Here is a 20,452-nt window from a genome sequence, read left to right on the forward strand (position 1 = left end):
ATGCCCCCGTACGGGCAGTGGCCGAGCGAGCCCAGGGGGCATGCCGATACCCGCAGGTTTCACGCCGGGATCGGCTCGCTGGACGTGTTGCGTGCGCTGCGTGCCAGCCGCCAGCAACTGCGCCCGTTGTCCTTGAGCCTGCAGGTGCCGGCCGGGCTCGAGAGTCTGGAGCAGGAGCGCTATCTGCACTGCCTGCGGCGGGAAATCGCCCTGGTGGGGTGTCACCTGAGTGCCGAGCAGCGCGTCGAGCAGTTCCAGCTGAGCGCTACCCGCCTGGACGCTGCAGCGTTGCAGCAATTGATGGCGCACCTGCGCAGGCGCTTTACCTTCCTTGAGCATGAGCTCGGTGACTACGGCGTCGAGGTCGATCTGCAGCACACCGATTGGGCGAGCATGGGCCTGTTGCGTGAGCTGGGCTTCAACCAGGTCAGCATCGGCGTGCCGGATTGCACGCCGGACGGTGCGCTGTCGGCCGCGCGCTGGCAGAACCCGGCGCCGATTCACTCGCTGATCGATGCGGCGCGGACCTTTGATTTTCGCTCGGTCAGTGTCGACCTGGGCTACGGCCACGCCTGGCAGACCCCGGACAGCTTCGCCCGCAAGCTCGCCACCCTGATCGAGCTTGAGCCCGACCGCCTGCAGGTGTTCGATTACAGCCAACCGCCGCCACGCTATGCCCACAGTGCCCGGCAAGCGCCCTGCAGCGAGCAGGACAAGGCGCAGATGCGGCGCACCTGTTTTGAGCAACTGTTACAGGCGGGCTACCAGCCTATCGGCCTGGGCCAGTTCGTGCGCGCCGACGACGACCTGGCCATCGCCCAGGAACGCGGGCGACTGCGCCGCAATTGTCAGGGTTTTACCCGCCACGGTTACTGTGACCATGTCGGCTTCGGGCTGGGGGCGATCAGCCAGTTCGACGCGCTCTATGCGCAGAATGCGCTAACCCTGGCGCACTACCTGCAACAGCTGGGCAACGAGCAGCTGGCCACCTGCCGCGGCTGGCGCTGCGAGGCCGACGACCAGGTGCGCCAGCGGGTAATGGAACGCCTGGCCTGTGATCTGGAGCTGGATATCCAGGCCATCGAAAGCCGCTATGGCCTGGACTTTCGCCAGCACTTCGCCAGCGCCTGGCGCCAGCTGGAGGCCATGAGCCGCGCCGGGCTGGTCGAGCTGGGCGCAGGTTACATCAGCATATTGCCCGCAGGCCGAGTGGACGTGGATGCCATCTGCCAGTTGTTCGAACAGAGCAGCCCGGGGCTTTCCCTCCATCAGCAATGGGTCGATCACGATGCCAGCCTTTGAATTCAACCGCGCCCTGGTACAAAAGTACGACCGTCCGGGCCCGCGCTACACCTCGTACCCGACCGCACCGCAGTTTCACCCGGCCTTTGCCCTCGATGACTACCTGCAGGCGGTGCAGGCCAGCAACCAGGCGCCGATGGCCAAACCGCTGTCGGCCTATATCCATATCCCGTTCTGCCAGAGCCTTTGCTATTACTGCGCCTGTAACAAGATCATCACCCGCAAGACACACCGCGCGGCCGAGTACCTGGGCTACCTGAAGCGGGAGATCGCCTTGCAGGGCGCGCTGTTCGAGCGCAGCCGCAAGCTGACCCAGCTGCACCTGGGCGGCGGCACCCCGACCTACCTGAGCAACGCGCAACTGGCCGAGTTGATGGACTGCCTGCACCAGGCGTTCAACCTTGATGACAGCGACGAGCACGAGTTTTCCATCGAGGTCGACCCGCGCACCGTCAGTACCGGGCAAATCCAGATGCTGCGTGGCCTGGGCTTTAATCGCCTGAGTTTCGGCGTGCAGGATTTCGATGCCGATGTACAGGCCGCGGTCAATCGCCGGCAAAGCGAAGCGCAGATTTACGCCTTGGTGGCCGCCGCACGCCACGCGCGCTTCAAGTCGATCAGCGTCGATCTGATCTATGGCCTGCCACTGCAAACGGTGCAGAGCTTCGACGTGACCCTGGAAAAAATCATCGCCCTGCGCCCGGACCGCATTGCCGCCTACAGCTATGCCCACCTGCCCGAGCAGGTGCGCGCCCAGCGGATGATCCGCCGCGAAGACATGCCGCCGCCGGAGCGCAAGCTGGAGCTGCTGGAGCTGACCATCCAGCGCCTGACTGAAGCCGGTTACGTGTACATCGGCATGGACCACTTTGCCTTGCCGGACGACGAACTGGCCCTGGCCCGCGCCAAGGGCACCCTGCAGCGTAATTTTCAGGGTTACTCGACCCACGCCGACTGCGACCTGATCGGCCTGGGCGTGTCGGCCATCGGCAAGGTCGGCGACAGTTACAGCCAGAGCGTCAAGCTGCTGTCGCAGTACTATGCGCGGCTCGACCAGGGCCTGTTGCCGATCCAGCGCGGCTACCGCCTGAACGCCGACGACCTGTTGCGCCGCGAGGTGATCAACCAGTTGATGTGCCATGGCCGTGTCGATTTCGCCACCTTCGAGGCGGCCCATGGCATCCGCTTCAACGACTACTTCGCCGAGGCCCTGGAGCAGTTGGCCGAGCAGGTGGATGACCAGTTGCTGGCGCTTGACCGGCACGCCTTGCAGTTGCTGCCCCAGGGCCACTTGATGATGCGCAACACCGCCATGGCCTTTGACGCCTACCTGGGCGGTGGGCGCAAAGGCCAGTTCTCGCGCACGGTTTAATGCGAGGTACCTTCGGCGAACTCGATCTTGTTGCCGACGTTGTACTTGCCCGAGGGCTTGTTCATCGGGATGCGCTTGAGCTCCTTGAGGGTCTGGCTGTCGTAGACGATCAGCGCGCCGTCGTTGGCCCAGATGCTCAGCAACAGGTAGCGGCCGTCGTGGCTGAACTCGACGTGGGCGGCGGTCTTGCCCGGTACCGGTCGCAGAGTGTGGGCGATCTCCAGGGTCTGCTTGTCGATCAGGTGGATGGCATCGTTGTCGGGGCCGAAGAATACATCGGTCCAGGCATAGGCCGAGTTGGCGTGGCTGCGCATGAAAAACCCCGGGCCCAGGGTCGGGATCTCCTTGATCACGTTCCAGGTCTTGAGGTCGATCACCGAGATCAGCCCCTTGCTGATGTTCGGCGTGGCAAATACCCAGTCGCCGCCGCGCCGCCACCAGGTGCCGGAGCCCAGGTGCGGCATGCCGGGCAGGGCGATGCGGCTGAGCACCTGGCCGCTGTCGAGGTCGATCACCTGGCCGCCGTTGGCCTTGCGTGAGGTGGCCAGCAGCTGCCGGTAGTCCGGCGAGAAGGAGAAGTCGTCGAGAAAATCCTCGGCGGCAATGCGCCGCGGCACGAAGTCGGGCTGGCCGGCACTGGACAGTTCCCACACCTCTTTCACGTCCTTGAGCGCAACGATGAAGCTGTCTCGCGGCGGCGCCGTGTACACCGCGCTGACCCGCGACGGCGTACCGTCCTGGCCAACGGCGGCGATGGTTTTCACCGGCCTCAGGTCGCGGGCGTCGAGCAGCACCAGGTTGCCCGGCAGGTAGTTGCCCACCAGCACCCAGCGCCCGTCCTTGCTCACCGCCAGGTTGCGGGTGTTGAGCCCGGTGCGCACTTCGGCGATCAGCTTGAGGTTGTGCAGGTCGTACTGGCTGACCCAGCCATCGCGGGAGGCGAAGTAGACAAAGCGCCCGTCAGGGGAGAATTTCGGCCCGCCATGCACGGCGAAGTGCGAGGCAAAACGGGCCAGTACGGTAAAGCGGTCGCCGTCGAGGATGTTGATGTGATGGTCGCCGGCTTCGACCACCACGAACAGGTTCAGCGGGTCGGCGCCGTGCTGGGGTGTGCCGGGCAGGCTGTCGACAGCGTTGAACACCTGGTGGCTGGCGCGGATCTCGCTGTCGCTCCAGGTCGGTGGCGTGGCCGGGGGCTGTTGCAGGTAGGCCACCAGGTCGTCGATCCGGGCTGGGCTCAATACCTGGGCAAAACCGTTCATCTGGCTGGCCGGGCGGCCGCCGGTGATCACCTGGCGGATCTCGGCGGGTTTGATCCGGCTCAGGCTCTCCGGCAGCAGGGCCGGGCCGCTGGCACCGAAACGATGGGCGCCATGGCACTGCTGGCAATGTTGTTGGTAGTCCGCCGCGGCCTGGTCAAGGGCCGGGCCGCCCTGGGCCGAAGCCATCCATAACCACGGGACAAGGGCCAGGGCTTTCATGGCGCGACCTCGGCGGCCAGCGCGGCACCGGCAAAGTGCGCCGGGTAGCGCAGCGCCTGCTCGGCGAACAGCCCGACCACCTGGCCGATCACCGTCAGCGTCGGCGTGGCGGCGGGGCATTGGCGGGCCAGCATTGGCAACTGCGCCAGGCTGCCGCGCAGCACCTGCTGATCGGCGCACGTGCCCTGGCTGATCAGCGCCGCCGGCGTATCGGCCGCAAGCCCGGCGCCGATCAATTGCTCGGCGATCAGCCGCAGGTTGGACAGGCCCATGTAGAACACCAGGGTCTGGCTGCTGTCGGCCAGGTTCTGCCAGGGCAGGTTGAGTTCGCCGTCGTGCTGCAAGTGGCCGGTGATGAAGCGGCAGGAGTTGACCAGGTCGCGGTGGGTCAGGGGGATGCCGGCATAGGCGCTGCAGCCGGCGGCGGCCGTGATGCCCGGTACCACCTGGCAATCGATGCCGTGCTGCAGGAGGTAATCGAGCTCTTCGGCGCCACGGCCGAAGATGAACGGGTCGCCGCCCTTGAGCCGCACCACCCGCTGGCCCCGGGCCGCGAGGTCGACCAGCAACTGGTTGATCTGCGCCTGGGGCAGGCTGTGGTAGCCGCTGATCTTGCCGACGTAGTGGCGGCTGCAGGCGGTAGGGATCAGCGCCAGCAGTTCGCCGCTGATCAGCCGGTCGTAAACAACGGCATCGGCCTGCATCAGCAGGCTCCAGGCGCGCAGGGTAAGCAGGCGCGGGTCACCGGGCCCGGCGCCGACCAGGGCGACTTCCCCGGGGTTGAAGGGCGAGTGCAGGGCGGCAGGTAGAACGGAGGCACAATGCATGAGGGCGTTCCTTGATCCATCATCAGGGGTGCCGGGTTGTCGCCTGTGTCGGCGGCTTGCCCGGTCAGGTTGTCAATGCGTGACGCAAGGAATGCGCGCCGATGGCGGCAGGCCGATTTCTTCATCGCTCAGGTGGCAGCCGGGGTCCTGGCCCCAGAGGTCACCGGCGGCCCAGGCGCGGGTGCGGGTGTTGCCGTTGCAGATGCTCAGCCAGCGGCAGGCGGCGCAGCGCCCGGTCACGGCCCGGGGATGCTCGCGCAGGCGCAGCAGCAGAGGGTCGGGCTGTTCCAGCCACAGGGTGCGGAACGGCGTGCGGCGTACATTGCCCACCGAGTGCTGCCACCAGTAGGTGTCGGGGTGCACCTCGCCGGTGTTGTCGATATTGGCGATGGCGCAGCCTGAGGCATTGCCGCCCCAGGCGCGCAGCATCTGTTCCAGTTGCCGGTAGTGCTCGGGCAGATGGTGCGCGGTCCACTGCAGCAAAAGGATGGCATCGGCATCGTTGTTGCCGCTGACGAAGTCGCTGTCGCGCCCGTGCTGGATATCCTCCCAGGCCTGGTCGAACAGCAGGTTCATCGCTTCGCGGCTCATCTGCTGCAGTGCGTCGAGCTTGCGGCTGCGTTTGCCGCGGCCGCTGTAGTTCAGGTGCGAGAGGTAAAACTTGTGCACGTCACAGTCGCGCATCAACGCCAGCAGCTGCGGCAATTGCGCGTGGTTGTCCTGGGTCAGGGTGGTGCGCATGCCGACGCGAATACCGTGTTCGCGGCACAGGCGCATAGCCTTCAGCGAACGGGCGAAGCTGCCGTTGAGCTGGCGAAAGGCATCGTGGGTGGCCTCAAGGCCATCGATGCTAATGCCGACGTAATCGAAGCGGGCCGCGCGCACCTGGGCAATGTTGTCTTCATCGATCAGCGTGCCGTTGCTCGACAGGGCGACGAACATGCCTTTGTCGCGGGCATGGGCGCTGAGCAGGAACAGGTCGCCGCGCAGCAGCGGCTCGCCGCCGGAGAGGATCAGCACCTTGACCCCGGCCTCGGCCAGGTCGTCGATTACCTGCAGGGCCGCTTCGGTGTCCAGCTCGTCGCGAAACGCGCTATCGGCCGAGGTGGCGTAGCAGTGCTTGCACGTCAGGTTGCAACGGCGCAGAAGATTCCAGATCACCACCGGCGGGCGCGTGCTGCCCGCCGGGCTGGTACGAGGGGCCGGGCTGTGGCCGGCCAGGGTGCGCAGGTAGTGGCTGATCCTCAACATGCAACGCTCCTTGGTTCAGGGGCCGGTGGGTAGGCGTAAACCGGTTTTTTTCAGAATGCGGCTGCTCACCAGCATGTCGTCGGCCCGGCAGGCATCGCCCAGCAGGTAGCGCAGGTGCTCGCGGTAGCTGTTGATTTCAGCGCTGCTGCGGCCATGGACCATGGCGAACAGGTTGTAGCGCCAGTCGCCGCTGCGCGGGCGCCGGTAGCAGTGGCTGACGAAGGGCTGGGCGCCGATCAGCCGGCCCAGGCGGGGCATCTGCGAATCGTCGACATCCCAGACGGTCATGCCGTTGCAGCAATAGCCCAGGCGGTAGTGGTTGGGCACCGCAGCGATACGGCGGATGGCGCCGTCGGCCTGCAGGCGCTTGAGCAGCGCCAGGGTCGCCTCGACGCTCAGCTGTAACTGTTCGGCCAGCCAGGCCCACGGGTCGTCGACCAGCGGCAGGCCGGCCTGGGTCAGTTCCACCAGGCGCAGGGCCAGGGCCTGTTCAGACTGGGAAGTACAAGCCGACATGGTAAGTCTGCTCCTTGGGCAGGTTCAGCGGGGTCAGGCCGGTGCCCTGTTCGATGCGCCGTAGTGCGTCGTTGAGGGCTTCGAGGCTGGCGCAGCCGAGCACGAACCACATGTTCCAGGGGTGTTCGCGTCGGTAGTTGTGGGCGACTTCAGGCATGGCCTCAAGTACCGCGGCGACGGCCTCGAAGCGCGCCTCGGGGACCTTCAGCGCCGCCAGGGTAAAGGCGCCACCCAGGCGCTCGATGTCGAACATCGGCCCAAAGCGGGTCAGGGTGCCGTCGTCGAGCAGGCGTTGCAGGCGTTCGCGCAGTTGCTCGCTGCTGCTGCCCAGCTCCTCGGCCAGCACCTGCCAGGGCTGAGGCACCAGCGGCAGGCCCAGTTGCAGGCGATTGATCAGGCGGCGGTCGAGTTCATCCATGGGGGCGGGCTCCAAGAGGGGCGAAGCGGCCGCCGCATTGTTTGAACGCCTGGGTGCTGAACAGCAGTTGATAGGGCAGGTCGCTGAGCTGGTGCCGTTCGAGCAACCCTGCGATCTGCGCCTCGACTCGCTCGCGCTGGCGGCCATGGACCATGCAGAACAGGTTGTAGCGCCACTGCGGCAAGCGCCGCGGCCGCTGGTAGCAGAGGCTGACCTGCGGCTCGCGCCCCAGGCGCTGGCCGACTTCGTCGATCAGCGCATCGGGGATGTCCAGCACCAGCATGGCGTTGGCGGTAAAGCCCAGGGCACGGTGGTTGAGCACCAGGCCCAGGCGGCGGAACAGGCCTTGCTGCTGCCACTGGTCGAGCTGCGCCAGTACCTGCTGCTCTTGGGCACCGATCTGCTGCGCCAGGGCCTGGTAAGGCCGGGGCAGCAGCGGCAGGCCGCTTTCGAGCAACCGTCGCAGGGCCAGGCATTGCGCGGAGTCGAGCGGGCAACTCATGGTGCGTCTCCCAGGGCGAAGCCCAGGTCGATGCGGTAGGCGGTGAGCATCGGCAGGTCCAGCGGGGTCAGGCCGGTGTCGGCTTCCAGTTCGTCGAGCACCCGCTGCAGGTGCGGGCGGTCCGGCCCGGTCAGCACGAACCAGAGGTTGTAGTGATGCTCGCGGGCATAGTTGTGGTTGACCTCGGGGTACTGGCTGACGCGTTCGGCCACCTGTTGCAGGCGTTCGGCGGGCACGGCCAGGGCGGCCAGGGTGCTGGCGCCGGCGCGGTGGTGCTCGAACACCGGGCCGATGCGCGACAGGCTGCCGCGCTCGGCCATCTGCTGCAGGCAGGCAATCACCTGCGCTTCGCTGCAGTCCAGCACCTGGGCCATCTCAAGGTAGGGCTCGGCACAGATCGGCATGCCATGCTGGAAACGCTCGATCATGCGCTGCTCAAGGGCGAGTAGCGGCATCTCAGTACCCCATCTGCTGGGCGCGGCTGCTAAAGAAGATGCCACTGGGGGCCGCGGCCGGCAGGGTGGCGAGGCGCTTGAGGCTGTACGGGTCCCAGACCTGCACCTGGTTGCCGTCACGGACCGACAGCCACAGCTGGTCGCCGCGGGCGGTGAACTCCATGTGCAGCACGGCGGGGCCGGGCTTGAGGTCGGCGACCAGGGCGTGGCTCTCGGTATCGATGACCTGCACCCGGTCGTTGTCCGGGTAGGCAAAGTTGACCCACAGCTGGCGTCCGTCCGGGCGCGCGGTGACAAACACCGGTTGCCCGGCGACGGCGATGGCGTCGGTCTGCTGCCAGGTGCGGGCATCCATCACCAGTACCTGATGGCGCCCCACCGCCGGCACGAAGGCCTGGTTGTCGGCCAGCGCCCAGCCTTCCAGGTGCGGCATCTTGTACACCGGCAGTTTTTCCTGGCCGCGACCATAGTCGCCGAGCACGCGCTTGACCCCGCGCTCAGGGTGCCAGAGGTCAAGCTGGGCCATGCCGTCTTCGCCGAACAGGCCGGCCATGTAATAGCGGCCATCGGCGCTGATCAGCGCGTCGTAGGGTTGCTGGCCGATATTGGCAAAGCGGGTGATCTTCGGTGTGTTGCCCTGGCTGAAATCGGCGCTCCAGATTTCGCCGCTGTCGAACAGGCTGAACACGAAGCGCTGGCCGGGCGCGTCCACCAGGCCGACCACTCGCGAGCGTTTTTTACCGTCGGCGAGCAGGGTGGCGGGAATGTCGGCGACCAGTTCCAGGCTGTGCGCATCGAAGACCTTGACCCCGCCGGGCACATAGTTGGACACCGCGATCAGTTTGCCGTCCTGGCTGATTGCACCGCCGATGCTGTTACCGCCCTGGATCAGGCGTTTGTCGATGCGCTGCTGGAGCAGGTCGAGCTTGCTCAGGCCGCCGTCGCGGCCGAACACGTAGGCATAACGTTGATCGCGGGAAAACACCGCCGAGGCATGGGACAAATCGCCCAGCCCGTCGATCCGCGCCAGGGCCTTGCCCGCGGTGCTGTCGATGATTTGCACGCTACCGCTGGCGCGCTCCACCACCAGGCCCAGGTCGCCAGTGCCGCGCAGCGGCGCCTGGGTACAGGCGGACACCAGCAGCGCGCAGGTGGCGGGTATCAGTACGCGTCGGATCATGGGGCGGGGGCTCCTTGCACAAGATGATCGACCAGCCAGCCGATGTCGTCGGCGCTCAACAGCGCCTCCCAGGCGGGCATGGCGGTGCCGGGGCGGCCCAGGCGCACGGTGGCGATCAGGCCGTCACGGGGTTTGCCGGCCAGGGCCGCCGGGGTCAGTTCCGGGCCCAGGCCGCCGGTCAGGTGCAGGCCATGGCAGGCGCCGCAGTCCTGGGCCAGCAGGTGTTTGAGCTGCGCCTGGCGCAGGGCGTCAGGCGCGCTGAAAACAGGGGGGCAGAGCAGGAGGGCCGCCAGGCATACGACAGCGCGGTGAGTTTTCATGACGCCCTCCTTGGGTGGGTTACTTGAGGCTCAAGACCCAGTTGGCCAACTGTTTTGCTTCATCATCACTGACCGCATTGGCCGGCATCGGGATCGGCCCCCAATTGCCTTGGGTACCGTTCTTGATATGGCTGGCCAGGGTGTCGGCGGCGCCACTGACGCCGGCGTTCTTGGCCGCCACGTCCTTGAGCGCCGGGCCTACCAGCTTGGCGTCGACGGCATGGCAGGCAACGCAGGACTTGCTCTGGAACAGCGCCAGCCCGTCATCGGCCAGGGCCGTTTGCAGGCTCAACGCAGCGGCCAGGGTGCACAGTGACAGCAGGGTATTTTTCATGACGACTCCTTGCGTTGATGAAGCTCAATAAATGTCGTGTTGGGTGTTGTAGACATTGAACTTGCCGGTTGGCGTGATCAGCCGCTTGTCCTTGATCACCTGCTTGAGCGCCAGGGTCTTGTCGTCGATCACCACCAGCGCCGACTCTTCGGTCTGGCCGTTCCATACCGAGAACCACACCTCGTCACCGGCCTTGTTGTATTCGGGCTGGACCACGCGCAGGGCGCCTTGCTTGATCCCCGAGTACTCGGCGATCGGCAGCACCTTGTAGCCGGCATCGAGCTTGTCGATGTCGAACACCGCCACCGACTGGCTGAGCTTGGCGTCCGGGTTGAGGGTGGTATCGACGTACAGGTGGCGCGAGTCGGGGTGGGTCTTGATGAACAGCGAGCCGCCGCCCTGGCCCTTGAGCGAGCCGACCTGTTTCCAGGCGTACTGCGGGTGCTTGAGCGGGTCGGTGCCGATCATCGAGATGCCGGCATCGCCCAGGTGGCTGGTAGCCCACACCGGGCCGAACTGCGGGTGCACGAAGTTGGCGCCACGGCCGGGGTGCGGGGTCTTGCCGACGTCGACCAGGGCGGTCAGGCGGCGCTCCTTGGAGTCGATCACCGCGACCTTGTTGGCGTTGTTGGCCGCCGTCATGAAGTAGCGGTGGCTGCTGTCCCAGCCGCCGTCGTGCAGGAACGGCGCAGCGTCGATGCTGGTGATGGTGAGGTTCTTGATGTCTTCGTAGTTGACCAGCATGACCTTGCCGGTTTCCTTGACGTTGACGATGAACTCCGGCCATTCGTGGGAGGCGATGATCGCCGCCACTCGTGGCTCGGGGTGGTACTCCTGCTTGTCGACGGTCATGCCGCGGGTCGAGACGATCTGCTTGGGCTCCAGGGTCTCGCCGTCCATGATGGTGAACTGCGGCGGCCAGTAGGAACCGGCGATGGTGTACTTGTCTTCAAAGCCCTTGAACTTGGAGGTCTCCACCGAGCGCGCCTCGATGCCGACCTTGATCTCGGCGACCTTGGTCGGCTCTTTGGGCCACAGGTCGATCATGTCGATGCGCGCATCGCGGCCGATCACCAGCAGGTAGCGGCCGGACGCCGAGATCCGTGAGATGTGCACGGCGTAGCCGGTCTCGATGAGCTTGACGATCTGCTTGCTGTCGCCATCGATCAGGGCGATCTTGCCGTCGTCGCGCAGGGTCACCGAGAACAGGTTCTGCAGGTTGAGCGTGCTCAGCTGGCGGGTAGGGCGGTCTTCGGGCTTGACCAGCAGCTTCCAGGTGTTGCGGGTTTCGGCCATGCCCCATTCCGGCGGCGTTGGCGGGGTGTGCTGGATGAACTGGGCCATGCTGGTGATCTGCGCCTTGGTCAGCGCGTTGGAGGTGCCCCAGTTCGGCATGCCGGCTGGCGAGCCGTAGCTGATCAGCGCTTCCAGGTAGGCCTGGCCACGGGCCTGGGTGATGTCCGGGGTCAGCGGCTTGCCGGTGGCGCCCTTGCGCAGCACGCCATGACAACCGGCGCAGCGCTGGAAGTAGATCTCCTTGGCGGCATCGAAATCGGCCTGGGTCATGTCCGGCGCGCCGGCCGTGGTGACCATGGCCGGTTGTGCGGCAGCGCTTTTCTGCTCGGCGCCGACGCTGGTGGGCAACGCCAGCGCCAGCGCCGAACAGAGGCTGGCGAGGCTCAGGGCAAAGGTTTTTCGATTACTGATCAGCATTCCTTCTCTCCTCAGGCTAGACCTTTGCGATGTGCTGGAACGCCAGGACAGAGCGCAGGTTCTTGGTGCCGGGAAAGGCTATGCCGGAGCAGGCCGCGGACCGCTTGACGGCGATCAAGTTTGCCGCCCATGGTGCTTGCCAGGTTGTCGCAGGGGCTCTTAGCGTGGTGGTCGAACCCGCTGTCTACCCAGGTAAGCCATGGACCTCACAGAACCTCGCTGCGAACCCTTCTATCAAGCGCACGGCAACGAACGGGCATTGTTCGAACAGGCCTGGCGCCACGGCATGCCGGTGCTGATCAAAGGCCCCACCGGCTGTGGCAAGACCCGCTTCGTCCAGCACATGGCTCAGCGCCTGCAACTGCCGCTGCACACCGTGGCCTGCCACGACGACCTCAGCGCCGCCGACCTGGTCGGCCGCCACCTGATCGGCGCCCAGGGCACCTGGTGGCAGGACGGCCCGCTGACCCGTGCGGTGCGCGAAGGCGGCATCTGCTACCTCGACGAAGTGGTCGAGGCGCGTCAGGACACGGTGGTGGTGTTGCACCCGCTGGCCGATGGCCGCCGCGAGCTGTTTCTCGAACGCACCGGCGAAGTGTTGCAGGCGCCGCCGTCGTTCATGCTGGTGGTGTCCTATAACCCCGGCTACCAGAACCTGCTCAAGGGCATGAAGCCCAGCACCCGCCAGCGCTTTGTGGCGATGCGCTTCGACTACCTGCCCGCAGCCGAAGAAGCGCACATCGTACGCCGCGAGGCCGGGGTCGATGGCGCTCTGGCCAACCAGATCGTCAAGCTCGGCCAGGCGCTGCGCCGCCTGGACCAACACGACCTGGAAGAGGTGGCCTCGACCCGCCTGCTGATTTTCACCGCGCGCATGATCGCTGCCGGCATGCACCCGCGAGAAGCGTGCCTGGCCTGCCTGGCCGAGCCGCTCACCGATGACCCGCTGACGGTCGCGGCGTTGATGGACGTGGTCGATGTCCACTTCCCTTGAGCCAATGCCCCGGCAACTGCCGGGCGACCTGGCGATGTGGCTGTTCATCCTCGCCGAGCTTTCGGTGTTCGCCATCCTGATCCTGGCCTTTGCCGTGACTCAGCAACTCAAGCCGCAGCTGTTCGCCACCAGCCGTGCCTTGCTCGACAGCTCCACCGGCCTGGCGATGACCCTGAGCCTGCTCAGCGCCGGGCTGCTGGCGGCGCTGGCCCTGGAGCAGGTGCGCAAGTACCGGTCGCGGCGGGCGGCAGTGTTGCTGCTGGCCGCCTTGCTGGTGGCCAGTGTCTATGTGGCGCTCAAGCTCGGCGAATACCGCCACTTGCTCAGCGCCGGGCTGGGCATCGAGCACAACACCTTCTTCACCTTGTACTGGATTCTCACCGGCTTTCACTTTCTCCATGTCCTGCTCGGCATGCTGATCCTGGCCTGGCTGGCGCAGATGGCCTGGCGTCGCAGCCTTGGCCCGGGTACCTGCAGCGGCTTTGAATCCGGGGTGCTGTACTGGCACATGGTCGATCTGGTCTGGGTGTTGCTGTTCCCGCTGGTTTACCTGCTCGGGTGAGGAGGGCGCATGCCGACATCGATGTTCCTGCTGCTGTGCTGGCTTGCCTTGACGTGCCTGAGCCTGGGCACGGTGATGCTCGGCCAGGGCGCGCTGATCCTGCTGCTGGCGGTGGCCAAGGCCTGGTTGATCACCGATGGCTTCATGGAACTGCGCCACGGCCCGCAGCGCTGGCGCTGGTTGCTGCTGAGCTGGGCCCTGGTGTTGGCCGCGCTGGTGGGCCTGAGCCTGGCCGCTAATACCTGAGTAAAACCATCGGCGTTTCTTGATCGCCATCAAGCAGGTTTTCACCCCGCGCTTTCTATCATGGCCAGGCCAAGCAATGAGGAAGCGACCATGTCAGAGACCTTCACCAAGGGCATGGCCAGGAACATCTATTTCGGGGGAAGCGTGTTCTTCTTCCTGATATTCCTGGCTTTGACCTACCACACCGAACAGACCTTTCCCGAACGCAGCAACGCCGCGCAATTGACCGACGCGGTGGTGCGCGGCAAGACGGTCTGGGAGCAGAACAACTGCGTCGGCTGCCACACGCTGCTGGGCGAGGGTGCGTACTTTGCGCCGGAGCTGGGCAATGTGTTCAAGCGCCGTGGCGGCGAAGAAGGCTTCAAGCCGTTCATGCATGCCTGGATGAAGATGCAGCCGCTGGGCGTGCCCGGCCGCCGGGCCATGCCGCAGTTCAACTTGAGCGAACAGGAAGTCGACGACATCGCCGAATTCCTCAAATGGAGCTCGAACATCAATACCAATGGCTGGCCGCCAAACCAGGAGGGCTGAGTGATGAACGTTGCCAATCCGCATCTTAAATTTGCCTCCCAGGCCGTTGCCAAACCCTACTTCGTGTTCGCCCTGATCCTGTTCCTCGGCCAGGTGCTGTTCGGTTTGATCATGGGCCTGCAATACGTGATCGGGGACTTCCTGTTCCCGGCCATTCCGTTCAACGTGGCGCGCATGGTGCACACCAACCTGCTGATCGTCTGGCTGCTGTTCGGCTTCATGGGCGCGGCGTATTACCTGGTGCCGGAAGAAGCCGACCGCGAGCTGCACAGCCCAAGGCTGGCGATCCTGCTGTTCTGGGTGTTCGCCGCCGCCGGCGTGCTGACCATCCTCGGCTATCTGCTGGTGCCCTATGCCGGCCTTGCGCGGCTGACCCACAACGAGCTGCTGCCGACCATGGGCCGCGAGTTCCTCGAGCAGCCGACCATCACCAAGCTGGGCATCGTCGTGGTGTGCCTGGGCTTCCTCTACAACATCGGCATGACCCTGCTCAAAGGCCGCAAGACCACCGTGAGCATGGTGATGATGACCGGCCTGATTGGCCTCGCGGTGTTCTTCCTGTTCTCCTTCTACAACCCCGGCAACCTTGCCCGCGACAAGTTCTACTGGTGGTGGGTGGTGCATCTTTGGGTCGAGGGCGTGTGGGAGCTGATCATGGGCTCGATGCTGGCCTTCGTGCTGATCAAGATCACCGGGGTTGACCGCGAGGTGGTGGAAAAATGGCTGTATGTGATCATCGCCATGGCATTGATTACCGGCATCATCGGCACGGGTCACCACTTCTTCTGGATCGGTGCACCCGAGGTGTGGCTGTGGGTCGGCTCGATCTTCTCGGCGCTGGAGCCGCTGCCGTTCCTGGCCATGGTCATGTTCGCCTTCAGCATGGTGAAGAACCGTCGGCGCCAGCACCCCAACCGCGCCGCCACCCTGTGGGCCAAGGGCACCACGGTCACGGCGTTCTTCGGCGCCGGCGTCTGGGGTTTCCTGCACACCCTGGCGCCGGTCAACTACTACACCCATGGCACCCAGCTCACCGCCGCCCATGGCCACCTGGCCTTCTACGGCGCCTACGCGATGATCGTCATGACCTTGATCAGCTATGCCATGCCGCGCCTGCGCGGGCTCGGCGAGGCCGCCGATGAGCGCTCGCAGACCCTGGAGGTGTGGGGCTTCTGGCTGATGACCCTGTCGATGGTGATGATCACCTTGCTGCTCACCGCCGCCGGCGTGGTCCAGGTGCTGTTGCAGCGCTGGGCCGAAGACGGCAGTGCCTTGCCGTTCATGTCCACCACCGATCAGTTGCGCGGGCTGTTCTGGGCGCGGCTGGTCAGCGGCGTGGGCTTTCTCGCGGGGCTGTTGTGCTACCTGCTGAGTTTTCGCCAGCGTGGCCGCGCCGCCTTGCGCGCACCGGCCAGGGTAGTGCCTTCGTGAACGGCATTAGTGTTTGAACACCTGCGGCCCGGCTGATGCAGCGGGCCGCTTTCTGCGTTGTACACAGGAGGCAGCATGGCCTTCACGGTCGAATTGGAAGAATGGGTCGGCAGTCTCTGGCATCGTTTCATTACCCGCCGGGCGAGTGTCGATTTCCCCGAGGCACGGGTCGAACTGGCCCCCAGGCAACGGCGCCTGGCGCTGTTGTTCAGGGCCATGGGCGGGGCGGGCGGCATCGGTGTGGAGGCCGCCAGTGAGCGTGACCTGCTCCTGCGCCGCAGTCTGTTGCAGCAGATCGCCGGCACCTGTAAGCAGGCGCCGCTGGCCTGGTGTGACGCGCACAACGTGCGGTTGCCGGCGCACCTGGCAGTGTTTCCCGACGCTGCCTTGAACGAAGAGCTGTATCGCTGGCTGGCCTTGCTCGCGGCGCAATCGGGGCCGATGCGCCACTGGGGGCGGGACAATCAGCGCTGGACGCGTGAGCTGCTGCAACGCTTTCCGGGGATGGCGGGCCGCTACCAACGGCTGGTCGATGCGCACCTGCAACTGCGCCCGGATCCGGCCTCGCTAAGCCCGGATGCTGCGCTGCTTGAACGCGCCTTGCGCCAGGCCCTGCGCGAGCCGGGCAGCGTCGAGGTGTTCCCGCGCAGTGAACGGGCGGCCTGGCCGCTGCCGCTGTGGTTGTATCCGCCGCTGCACCTTGCCAGCCCTCAGGCGGGTGACCTTGAAGACGCGCAAAACGAGCTGCCCAACACCCCCGGCCAGCAGCAGGGCGGACGCAAACGCGCCAGCCGTATCGATGACAGCCCGGCCAAGGGCGGCCTGTTGATCGTGCGCCTGGAGAACCTGTTCAGTTGGACCGAACACGTCGACCTCGACCGCTGGGAAGACGATAGCCAGGACCCGGACGCTGCCCGGGTGGCCGAAGACCTCGATCAGTTGACCCTGTCGCGCACCCGTATCCGCAAGGGTGGCGGCCTGAAACTGCACCTGGACCTGCCGCCGGCGGACGTCGACGACATCCCCCTGGGCGCAGGCATCAAGTTGCCGGAATGGGACTATCGCCAAGGCCGCCTGCAAGCCGGTTTCGTCAACCTGCAGTTGCTCGAACCGCGTGATTGCATGCCCCAACCGCTACCGGCGCGGCTGCAAGGCCCGGCACGGCGCCTGCGCCGGCAGTTCGAGCACCTGCGCACGGATCGCCAGTGGTTGCGTCAGCAGCCCCAGGGCAGCGAACCGGACCTGCAGGCCTGGCTGGATTTTCATGTCGAACGTGTGCATGGCCAGTGCGCCGAGCGTGGCCTGTTCCTGGAGCAGCGTCGCATTCGCCGCGATCTTGCCTGCCTGTTGCTGGCCGATGTATCGATGTCCACCGACGCCCACTTGAACGATGAGCAGCGGGTGATCGACGTGATCCGCGACAGCCTGCTGCTGTTCGGCGAAACCCTGTCGACGCTGGGGGATGAGTTTGCCCTGTACGGGTTTTCTTCGTTGCGTCGCCAGCAGGTGCGCATGCAGCAACTCAAAGCGTTCGATCAGCGCTATGACGATGTCACGCGCGGCAAGATCCAGGGGCTCAAACCGGGTTACTACACTCGCATGGGCGCTGCGATTCGCCAGGCAAGCCAAGTGCTTGGCGGCTGTAAGCGACAGCGCAAGCTGTTGCTGCTGCTCAGCGATGGCAAGCCCAATGACCTGGACCTTTACGAAGGGCGATATGGCGTTGAAGACACCCGCGAAGCGGTGCGTGAAGCCCGGCGCCTGGGCCTGACACCCTTTTGCATCACCATCGACCGCAAGGCCGGTGCCTACCTGCCATACATGTTCGGCAGCAACGGCTACGCCCTGATACACCAGCCTGAGCAACTGCCGCAGCGTTTGCCGCAGCTGTATCGGCAGTTGACCCAGCCTTAGCGTGGCAACCAGAACACCATTGCCACACAGAACAGCGTCAGGCCGATGCAGAACCACAGGAAGCGCAACTGTTGTCGCGCACCGGCCAATGCTGCGGTAGCGGGCAGCGGCATGCCGCAGTGCTCACAGGTGCTGGCCTTGGCGGGATTGGTGTGTTCGCAGTACAGGCATACCGGCAGGGCATTCATTCGAATTGCTCCAGCCGCGGCCGATCGAGAATGGCGATGCGCCGACCGTCCTGAGTGATGATCTTTTCATCGATCAGGCGGCGGATGATCCTTGAAAAGGTCTCCGGCTGGATCGACAGGTGGCCGGCTATCAGCTGCTTGGCCATCGGCAGTTCGAACTGGCGCTGCACCGGCTCGGCGTGCATCAGTTGCGTCAACAGGTAGCGCACCACCCGGTGGGTGGCATTTTTCAGCGACAACGTCTCGATTTCATTGACCCGCTGGTGCAGGCGCACGCACAGCTTGCCGAGCAGGGCGAAGGTCAGCCGGCTGTTGCTCTGCAGCAGGCGCATGTAGGTGCTGGTCGAGAGCCGATAGAGCTGCGTTTGCCCGACCGCTTCGGCCGAGGCGACATAATTGGGCGTGTCCATCAGCATCATCGCTTCGGCGAAAGTCTGCCGCGGGCCGATGACTTCGAAGACCTTCTCCTGGCCGTCCGGGGTCAAACGGTAGATCTTCACCGCACCGGCAATCACGAAGTAGAACGCCTCGGCCGGCTCGCCCTGACGGAACAGCGGCTCGCCCTTGTCGACGCTGAGCAGTTGGCTGCTGCCCATCAATTCATCGAGCTGCTCGTCGTTCAAGGGCTCGAACAGGTGGTGAGTACGCAAGATCTGGTGGTGGACGCGGTGAAGCACCATGGCATTTCATCCTCAAGCGGAAAAGGGGTGGGGCTCGAACCTGGATGTAGGCGTCGAGCAAGAGCCGGGCCAGGCGGCAAGCCCCGGGTTTTATGGCGTGCTGATACTTGAGGGTGAAAAATACCCACGGCGTTTGGGTTAAATTGACCGCGACAGGGTTATTTTTACCCTTGTTTCTCCTGCTTCAGCCCGCAATCACGCCAGGGCACAACCCTTGCACTGGCGTATGCAGCAGCGATTGGCAGCCTACGCCGTTGCACGCCGCGCGCCTTGACGTGCGACAAGGGTGGCAGCCTGCCGATGGCAGATGATGAGGCCGGGCTCAGTACGAGCCGGCAACAAGGTAAGGAGAGGCTTGATGCAAGTACTTGATCGCCGTAAAGCGCTGGCCATCGTGCCACTCTTGCGCCTGGCGTTCCGGCCGTTGTTCCTCGCTGGCTGTGCGCTGGCAGTGTTGGCGATACCGCTGTGGCTGGCGGCGCTGAACGGCGCCCTTGGCACCTGGCAGCCGGCCGGCGGTTGGCTGGCCTGGCACCGGCATGAACTGGTGTTCGGTTTCGGCCTGGCGATCATCGCCGGCTTTTTGCTTACGGCGGTGCAGACCTGGACCGGGCAACCGGGCCTGAGTGGCAAGCCGCTGGCGGGCCTGGCGCTACTGTGGCTGGCCGGGCGGGTGGCGTGGCTGGCGAATGCGCCCTGGCCGTTGCTGGCGCTGCTGGAGCTGGGCTTCCCGTTGCTGGTGGCGGTGTTGATGGGCGGCACCCTGTGGCAGGTGCGGCAAAAGCGCAACTACCCGATAGTGATGGTCTTGCTGTTGTTGACGGCGGTCGATGGCCTGGCGGTGTATGGCCTGGTGCAAGGCCACGATGGCTGGCAGCGCCAGGGCGTGCTCGGCGGCATCTGGCTGGTGGCGGCGATGATGGGCCTGATTGGCGGGCGGGTGATTCCGTTCTTCACCCAGCGCGGCTTGGGTCGGACCGAGGCGGTAGTGCCCTGGCCCTGGCTCGACTGGCTGTTGCTGGCGGGGTCGGCGCTGGTAGCGGTGCTGTATGCGGCAGGGCCTGCCCTGACGGCCAATGCCGGGGTCGGCCTGCTGTTTGCCGCCCTGGCGCTCGGGCATGTAGTGCGCCTGTGGCGCTGGCACGATCGCGGGATTTGGCAGGTGCCGCTGCTGTGGTCGTTGCACCTGGCCTACGGCTGGTTGGCCCTGGCCTGCCTGGGCATGGCCCTGTGGCATTTCGGCGTGCCGTTGAACCCGAGCCTGGCGGTGCATTGCCTGACTATCGGCGCCATGGCCGGGTTGATCCTGGCGATGATTGCCCGGGTCAGCCTTGGCCATACCGGGCGGGCATTGCAGCCGCCGGCGGGGATGACCCTGGCGTTTGTTCTGCTCAACCTGGCTGCGCTCAGCCGGGTGCTGTTGGTGCCGTGGATGCCGATGGCGGGCTTGTGGCTGGCCGGGACGTGCTGGGTGCTGGCGTTTGCCGTGTATACCTGGCGCTATGCACCGATGCTGCTGCGCGCCCGGGTTGACGGGCACCCTGGTTAAGCGCCTGGAGGCGAAGGATGTTGTATCCGTATTTGTTGGTGATTCATCTACTGGCGGCCATCGCCTTTATCGGCACGCTGTTTTTCGAAGTGCTCATCTGGCAAGCGGCGCGCCGGCAGGTGCCGGTTGCGGCACAGGCCGGGGTCGACCAGGCGCTGTCGGTGCGTTCGCGCAAGGTGCTGCATGGCGTGGTGTTGCTGCTGTATGGCGCTGGTGTTGGCCTGGCCTGGCATCACCGCGCGGCCTTGAGCCAACCGTTGGCCAGCAGCTTTGCCAGCCTGCTGAGCCTGAAAATCGTCCTGGCCCTGAGCATCATTGGTCATTACCTGTTGCTGGCGTTCTGGCTCAAACGCGGGCGCTTGAGCCAGGGGCGGGCGCGTTGGATCCGCTGCAGCATTCTTGGCCATATGCTGGTGATCGTGATCCTGGCCAAGGCGATGTTCTATTGGCACTAGGCTGCGCCAAACTCAGGCGGGCACTACTTGTAGGAGCGGGCTTGCCCCGCGATGAGGCCGGTACAACCAGCACATCAGGTGTTGCTTGGATTACGACCTCTGTGGGAGCTGGCCTTGCCAGCGATGAGGCCGGTACAGCCAGCACATCAAGTGCTGCCTGGATTACGACCTCTGTGGGAGCTGGCCTTGCCAGCGATGAGGCCGGTACAGCCAGCACATCAGGTGTCGTCT

At 65.3% G+C, this 20,452-nt stretch carries 23 protein-coding genes; 10 read left to right on the forward strand and 13 right to left on the reverse strand.

The features are described 5' to 3' along the window. Together NLX68_RS12335 and hemN are read left to right on the forward strand one after the other, a co-directional pair. Entirely contained in the window at positions 1–1,302 is a 1,302-nt protein-coding gene (locus tag NLX68_RS12335; RefSeq protein WP_254284409.1) for a coproporphyrinogen III oxidase, read from the forward strand. After that, positions 1,289–2,674 carry an oxygen-independent coproporphyrinogen III oxidase gene (gene hemN / locus NLX68_RS12340; protein ID WP_254284220.1) on the forward strand — a complete coding sequence of 462 codons (1,386 nt, stop codon included), beginning with the start codon at positions 1,289–1,291 and terminating at the stop codon, positions 2,672–2,674. Before NLX68_RS12335 ends, hemN begins: the two co-directional genes overlap by 14 nt. On the opposite strand, the gene NLX68_RS12345 is transcribed toward hemN, so the two are convergent. The 11 genes from NLX68_RS12345 to nirS form a co-directional block, all read right to left on the reverse strand. Then, positions 2,671–4,155: a nitrite reductase gene (locus NLX68_RS12345; protein WP_254284221.1), complete on the reverse strand. Its 1,485-nt coding sequence runs from the start codon at positions 4,153–4,155 to the stop codon at positions 2,671–2,673. The genes hemN and NLX68_RS12345 overlap by 4 nt on opposite strands. After that, positions 4,152–4,982, reverse strand: a complete 831-nt coding sequence (gene cobA / locus NLX68_RS12350; protein WP_254284222.1) for a uroporphyrinogen-III C-methyltransferase — start codon at positions 4,980–4,982, stop codon at positions 4,152–4,154. The genes NLX68_RS12345 and cobA overlap by 4 nt, the downstream gene beginning before the upstream one ends. 72 nt (positions 4,983–5,054) lie before the next feature. Then, positions 5,055–6,233, reverse strand: coding sequence for a heme d1 biosynthesis radical SAM protein NirJ (gene nirJ, locus NLX68_RS12355; RefSeq protein WP_254284223.1), 1,179 nt, complete (start codon positions 6,231–6,233; stop codon positions 5,055–5,057). Positions 6,234–6,248: 15 nt separating this feature from the next. Further along, positions 6,249–6,749, reverse strand: a complete 501-nt coding sequence (locus tag NLX68_RS12360; protein WP_254284224.1) for a nitrite reductase — start codon at positions 6,747–6,749, stop codon at positions 6,249–6,251. Then, on the reverse strand, positions 6,724–7,167 hold the full coding sequence (locus tag NLX68_RS12365; protein WP_254284225.1) for an Lrp/AsnC family transcriptional regulator: 444 nt from the start codon (positions 7,165–7,167) through the stop codon (positions 6,724–6,726). Before NLX68_RS12365 ends, NLX68_RS12360 begins: the two co-directional genes overlap by 26 nt. Then, positions 7,160–7,669: an AsnC family protein gene (locus NLX68_RS12370; RefSeq protein ID WP_254284226.1), complete on the reverse strand. Its 510-nt coding sequence runs from the start codon at positions 7,667–7,669 to the stop codon at positions 7,160–7,162. Before NLX68_RS12370 ends, NLX68_RS12365 begins: the two co-directional genes overlap by 8 nt. Next, entirely contained in the window at positions 7,666–8,124 is a 459-nt protein-coding gene (locus NLX68_RS12375; RefSeq protein ID WP_254284227.1) for an Lrp/AsnC family transcriptional regulator, read from the reverse strand. The genes NLX68_RS12370 and NLX68_RS12375 overlap by 4 nt, the downstream gene beginning before the upstream one ends. 1 nt (position 8,125) lies before the next feature. Continuing rightward, on the reverse strand, positions 8,126–9,304 hold the full coding sequence (locus NLX68_RS12380; protein ID WP_254284228.1) for a cytochrome D1 domain-containing protein: 1,179 nt from the start codon (positions 9,302–9,304) through the stop codon (positions 8,126–8,128). Then, positions 9,301–9,624 (reverse strand): cytochrome c, encoded by a 324-nt coding sequence (locus tag NLX68_RS12385; RefSeq protein WP_254284229.1) that lies wholly within the window; start codon positions 9,622–9,624, stop codon positions 9,301–9,303. The genes NLX68_RS12380 and NLX68_RS12385 overlap by 4 nt, the downstream gene beginning before the upstream one ends. Positions 9,625–9,643: 19 nt before the next feature. Continuing rightward, entirely contained in the window at positions 9,644–9,958 is a 315-nt protein-coding gene (locus NLX68_RS12390) for a c-type cytochrome (RefSeq protein WP_010221916.1), read from the reverse strand. A gap of 24 nt (positions 9,959–9,982) precedes the next feature. Then, positions 9,983–11,551: a nitrite reductase gene (nirS, locus tag NLX68_RS12395; protein ID WP_223253866.1), complete on the reverse strand. Its 1,569-nt coding sequence runs from the start codon at positions 11,549–11,551 to the stop codon at positions 9,983–9,985. Between the two features lie 319 nt (positions 11,552–11,870). Here nirS and NLX68_RS12400 point away from each other — a divergent pair, with 319 nt between their 5' ends. The 6 genes from NLX68_RS12400 to NLX68_RS12425 all read left to right on the forward strand — a co-directional run bounded on the left by NLX68_RS12400 (position 11,871) and on the right by NLX68_RS12425 (position 17,349). Next, positions 11,871–12,665, forward strand: a complete 795-nt coding sequence (locus NLX68_RS12400) for a CbbQ/NirQ/NorQ/GpvN family protein (RefSeq protein WP_254284230.1) — start codon at positions 11,871–11,873, stop codon at positions 12,663–12,665. Then, a complete protein-coding gene (locus NLX68_RS12405) occupies positions 12,649–13,227 on the forward strand; it encodes a cytochrome c oxidase subunit 3 (protein WP_254284231.1) in 579 nt (192 codons plus the stop codon). The genes NLX68_RS12400 and NLX68_RS12405 overlap by 17 nt, the downstream gene beginning before the upstream one ends. 9 nt (positions 13,228–13,236) lie before the next feature. Further along, positions 13,237–13,473 (forward strand): cytochrome C oxidase subunit IV family protein, encoded by a 237-nt coding sequence (locus NLX68_RS12410; RefSeq protein WP_254284232.1) that lies wholly within the window; start codon positions 13,237–13,239, stop codon positions 13,471–13,473. A 90-nt stretch (positions 13,474–13,563) separates the two neighbouring features. Beyond that, complete coding sequence (locus NLX68_RS12415) at positions 13,564–14,004, forward strand: cytochrome c (protein WP_010221921.1); 441 nt, start codon at positions 13,564–13,566, stop codon at positions 14,002–14,004. Positions 14,005–14,007: 3 nt separating this feature from the next. Next, positions 14,008–15,435 (forward strand): cbb3-type cytochrome c oxidase subunit I, encoded by a 1,428-nt coding sequence (locus NLX68_RS12420; RefSeq protein ID WP_010221922.1) that lies wholly within the window; start codon positions 14,008–14,010, stop codon positions 15,433–15,435. Between the two features lie 75 nt (positions 15,436–15,510). Continuing rightward, a complete protein-coding gene (locus NLX68_RS12425; RefSeq protein WP_254284233.1) occupies positions 15,511–17,349 on the forward strand; it encodes a nitric oxide reductase activation protein NorD in 1,839 nt (612 codons plus the stop codon). Here the strand turns inward: NLX68_RS12425 and NLX68_RS12430 are convergent. Together NLX68_RS12430 and NLX68_RS12435 are read right to left on the reverse strand one after the other, a co-directional pair. Then, on the reverse strand, positions 17,346–17,537 hold the full coding sequence (locus NLX68_RS12430) for a hypothetical protein (protein ID WP_010221924.1): 192 nt from the start codon (positions 17,535–17,537) through the stop codon (positions 17,346–17,348). The genes NLX68_RS12425 and NLX68_RS12430 overlap by 4 nt on opposite strands. Next, complete coding sequence (locus NLX68_RS12435; RefSeq protein WP_100782683.1) at positions 17,534–18,217, reverse strand: Crp/Fnr family transcriptional regulator; 684 nt, start codon at positions 18,215–18,217, stop codon at positions 17,534–17,536. The genes NLX68_RS12430 and NLX68_RS12435 overlap by 4 nt, the downstream gene beginning before the upstream one ends. Positions 18,218–18,575: 358 nt before the next feature. On the opposite strand from NLX68_RS12435, the gene NLX68_RS12440 reads away from it, so the two are divergent. Next, positions 18,576–19,766 (forward strand): NnrS family protein, encoded by a 1,191-nt coding sequence (locus NLX68_RS12440; RefSeq protein WP_254284234.1) that lies wholly within the window; start codon positions 18,576–18,578, stop codon positions 19,764–19,766. Between the two features lie 17 nt (positions 19,767–19,783). Further along, complete coding sequence (locus NLX68_RS12445; RefSeq protein ID WP_254284235.1) at positions 19,784–20,221, forward strand: CopD family copper resistance protein; 438 nt, start codon at positions 19,784–19,786, stop codon at positions 20,219–20,221. The last annotated feature ends 231 nt before the right edge of the window (positions 20,222–20,452 follow it).

The sequence above is a fragment of the Pseudomonas sp. SBB6 genome (assembly GCF_024213215.1).
GTDB classification, from domain to species: Bacteria; Pseudomonadota; Gammaproteobacteria; order Pseudomonadales; family Pseudomonadaceae; genus Aquipseudomonas; species Aquipseudomonas donghuensis.

Excerpts from the sequence above, each read along its gene's own strand:
- cobA (WP_254284222.1), bottom strand. The coding sequence starts at position 4,982 with ATGCATTGTGCCTCCGTTCTACCTGCCGCCCTGCACTCGCCCTTCAAC.
- hemN (WP_254284220.1), top strand. The coding sequence starts at position 1,289 with ATGCCAGCCTTTGAATTCAACCGCGCCCTGGTACAAAAGTACGACCGT.
- NLX68_RS12430 (WP_010221924.1), bottom strand. The coding sequence starts at position 17,537 with ATGAATGCCCTGCCGGTATGCCTGTACTGCGAACACACCAATCCCGCC.
- NLX68_RS12335 (WP_254284409.1), top strand. The coding sequence starts at position 1 with ATGCCCCCGTACGGGCAGTGGCCGAGCGAGCCCAGGGGGCATGCCGAT.
- NLX68_RS12370 (WP_254284226.1), bottom strand. The coding sequence starts at position 7,669 with ATGAGTTGCCCGCTCGACTCCGCGCAATGCCTGGCCCTGCGACGGTTG.
- NLX68_RS12420 (WP_010221922.1), top strand. The coding sequence starts at position 14,008 with ATGAACGTTGCCAATCCGCATCTTAAATTTGCCTCCCAGGCCGTTGCC.
- NLX68_RS12390 (WP_010221916.1), bottom strand. The coding sequence starts at position 9,958 with ATGAAAAATACCCTGCTGTCACTGTGCACCCTGGCCGCTGCGTTGAGC.
- NLX68_RS12385 (WP_254284229.1), bottom strand. The coding sequence starts at position 9,624 with ATGAAAACTCACCGCGCTGTCGTATGCCTGGCGGCCCTCCTGCTCTGC.
- NLX68_RS12410 (WP_254284232.1), top strand. The coding sequence starts at position 13,237 with ATGCCGACATCGATGTTCCTGCTGCTGTGCTGGCTTGCCTTGACGTGC.
- NLX68_RS12435 (WP_100782683.1), bottom strand. The coding sequence starts at position 18,217 with ATGGTGCTTCACCGCGTCCACCACCAGATCTTGCGTACTCACCACCTG.
- NLX68_RS12445 (WP_254284235.1), top strand. The coding sequence starts at position 19,784 with ATGTTGTATCCGTATTTGTTGGTGATTCATCTACTGGCGGCCATCGCC.
- nirJ (WP_254284223.1), bottom strand. The coding sequence starts at position 6,233 with ATGTTGAGGATCAGCCACTACCTGCGCACCCTGGCCGGCCACAGCCCG.
- NLX68_RS12360 (WP_254284224.1), bottom strand. The coding sequence starts at position 6,749 with ATGTCGGCTTGTACTTCCCAGTCTGAACAGGCCCTGGCCCTGCGCCTG.
- NLX68_RS12365 (WP_254284225.1), bottom strand. The coding sequence starts at position 7,167 with ATGGATGAACTCGACCGCCGCCTGATCAATCGCCTGCAACTGGGCCTG.
- nirS (WP_223253866.1), bottom strand. The coding sequence starts at position 11,551 with ATGGTCACCACGGCCGGCGCGCCGGACATGACCCAGGCCGATTTCGAT.
- NLX68_RS12400 (WP_254284230.1), top strand. The coding sequence starts at position 11,871 with ATGGACCTCACAGAACCTCGCTGCGAACCCTTCTATCAAGCGCACGGC.
- NLX68_RS12375 (WP_254284227.1), bottom strand. The coding sequence starts at position 8,124 with ATGCCGCTACTCGCCCTTGAGCAGCGCATGATCGAGCGTTTCCAGCAT.
- NLX68_RS12405 (WP_254284231.1), top strand. The coding sequence starts at position 12,649 with ATGTCCACTTCCCTTGAGCCAATGCCCCGGCAACTGCCGGGCGACCTG.
- NLX68_RS12440 (WP_254284234.1), top strand. The coding sequence starts at position 18,576 with ATGCAAGTACTTGATCGCCGTAAAGCGCTGGCCATCGTGCCACTCTTG.
- NLX68_RS12425 (WP_254284233.1), top strand. The coding sequence starts at position 15,511 with ATGGCCTTCACGGTCGAATTGGAAGAATGGGTCGGCAGTCTCTGGCAT.
- NLX68_RS12415 (WP_010221921.1), top strand. The coding sequence starts at position 13,564 with ATGTCAGAGACCTTCACCAAGGGCATGGCCAGGAACATCTATTTCGGG.
- NLX68_RS12345 (WP_254284221.1), bottom strand. The coding sequence starts at position 4,155 with ATGAAAGCCCTGGCCCTTGTCCCGTGGTTATGGATGGCTTCGGCCCAG.
- NLX68_RS12380 (WP_254284228.1), bottom strand. The coding sequence starts at position 9,304 with ATGATCCGACGCGTACTGATACCCGCCACCTGCGCGCTGCTGGTGTCC.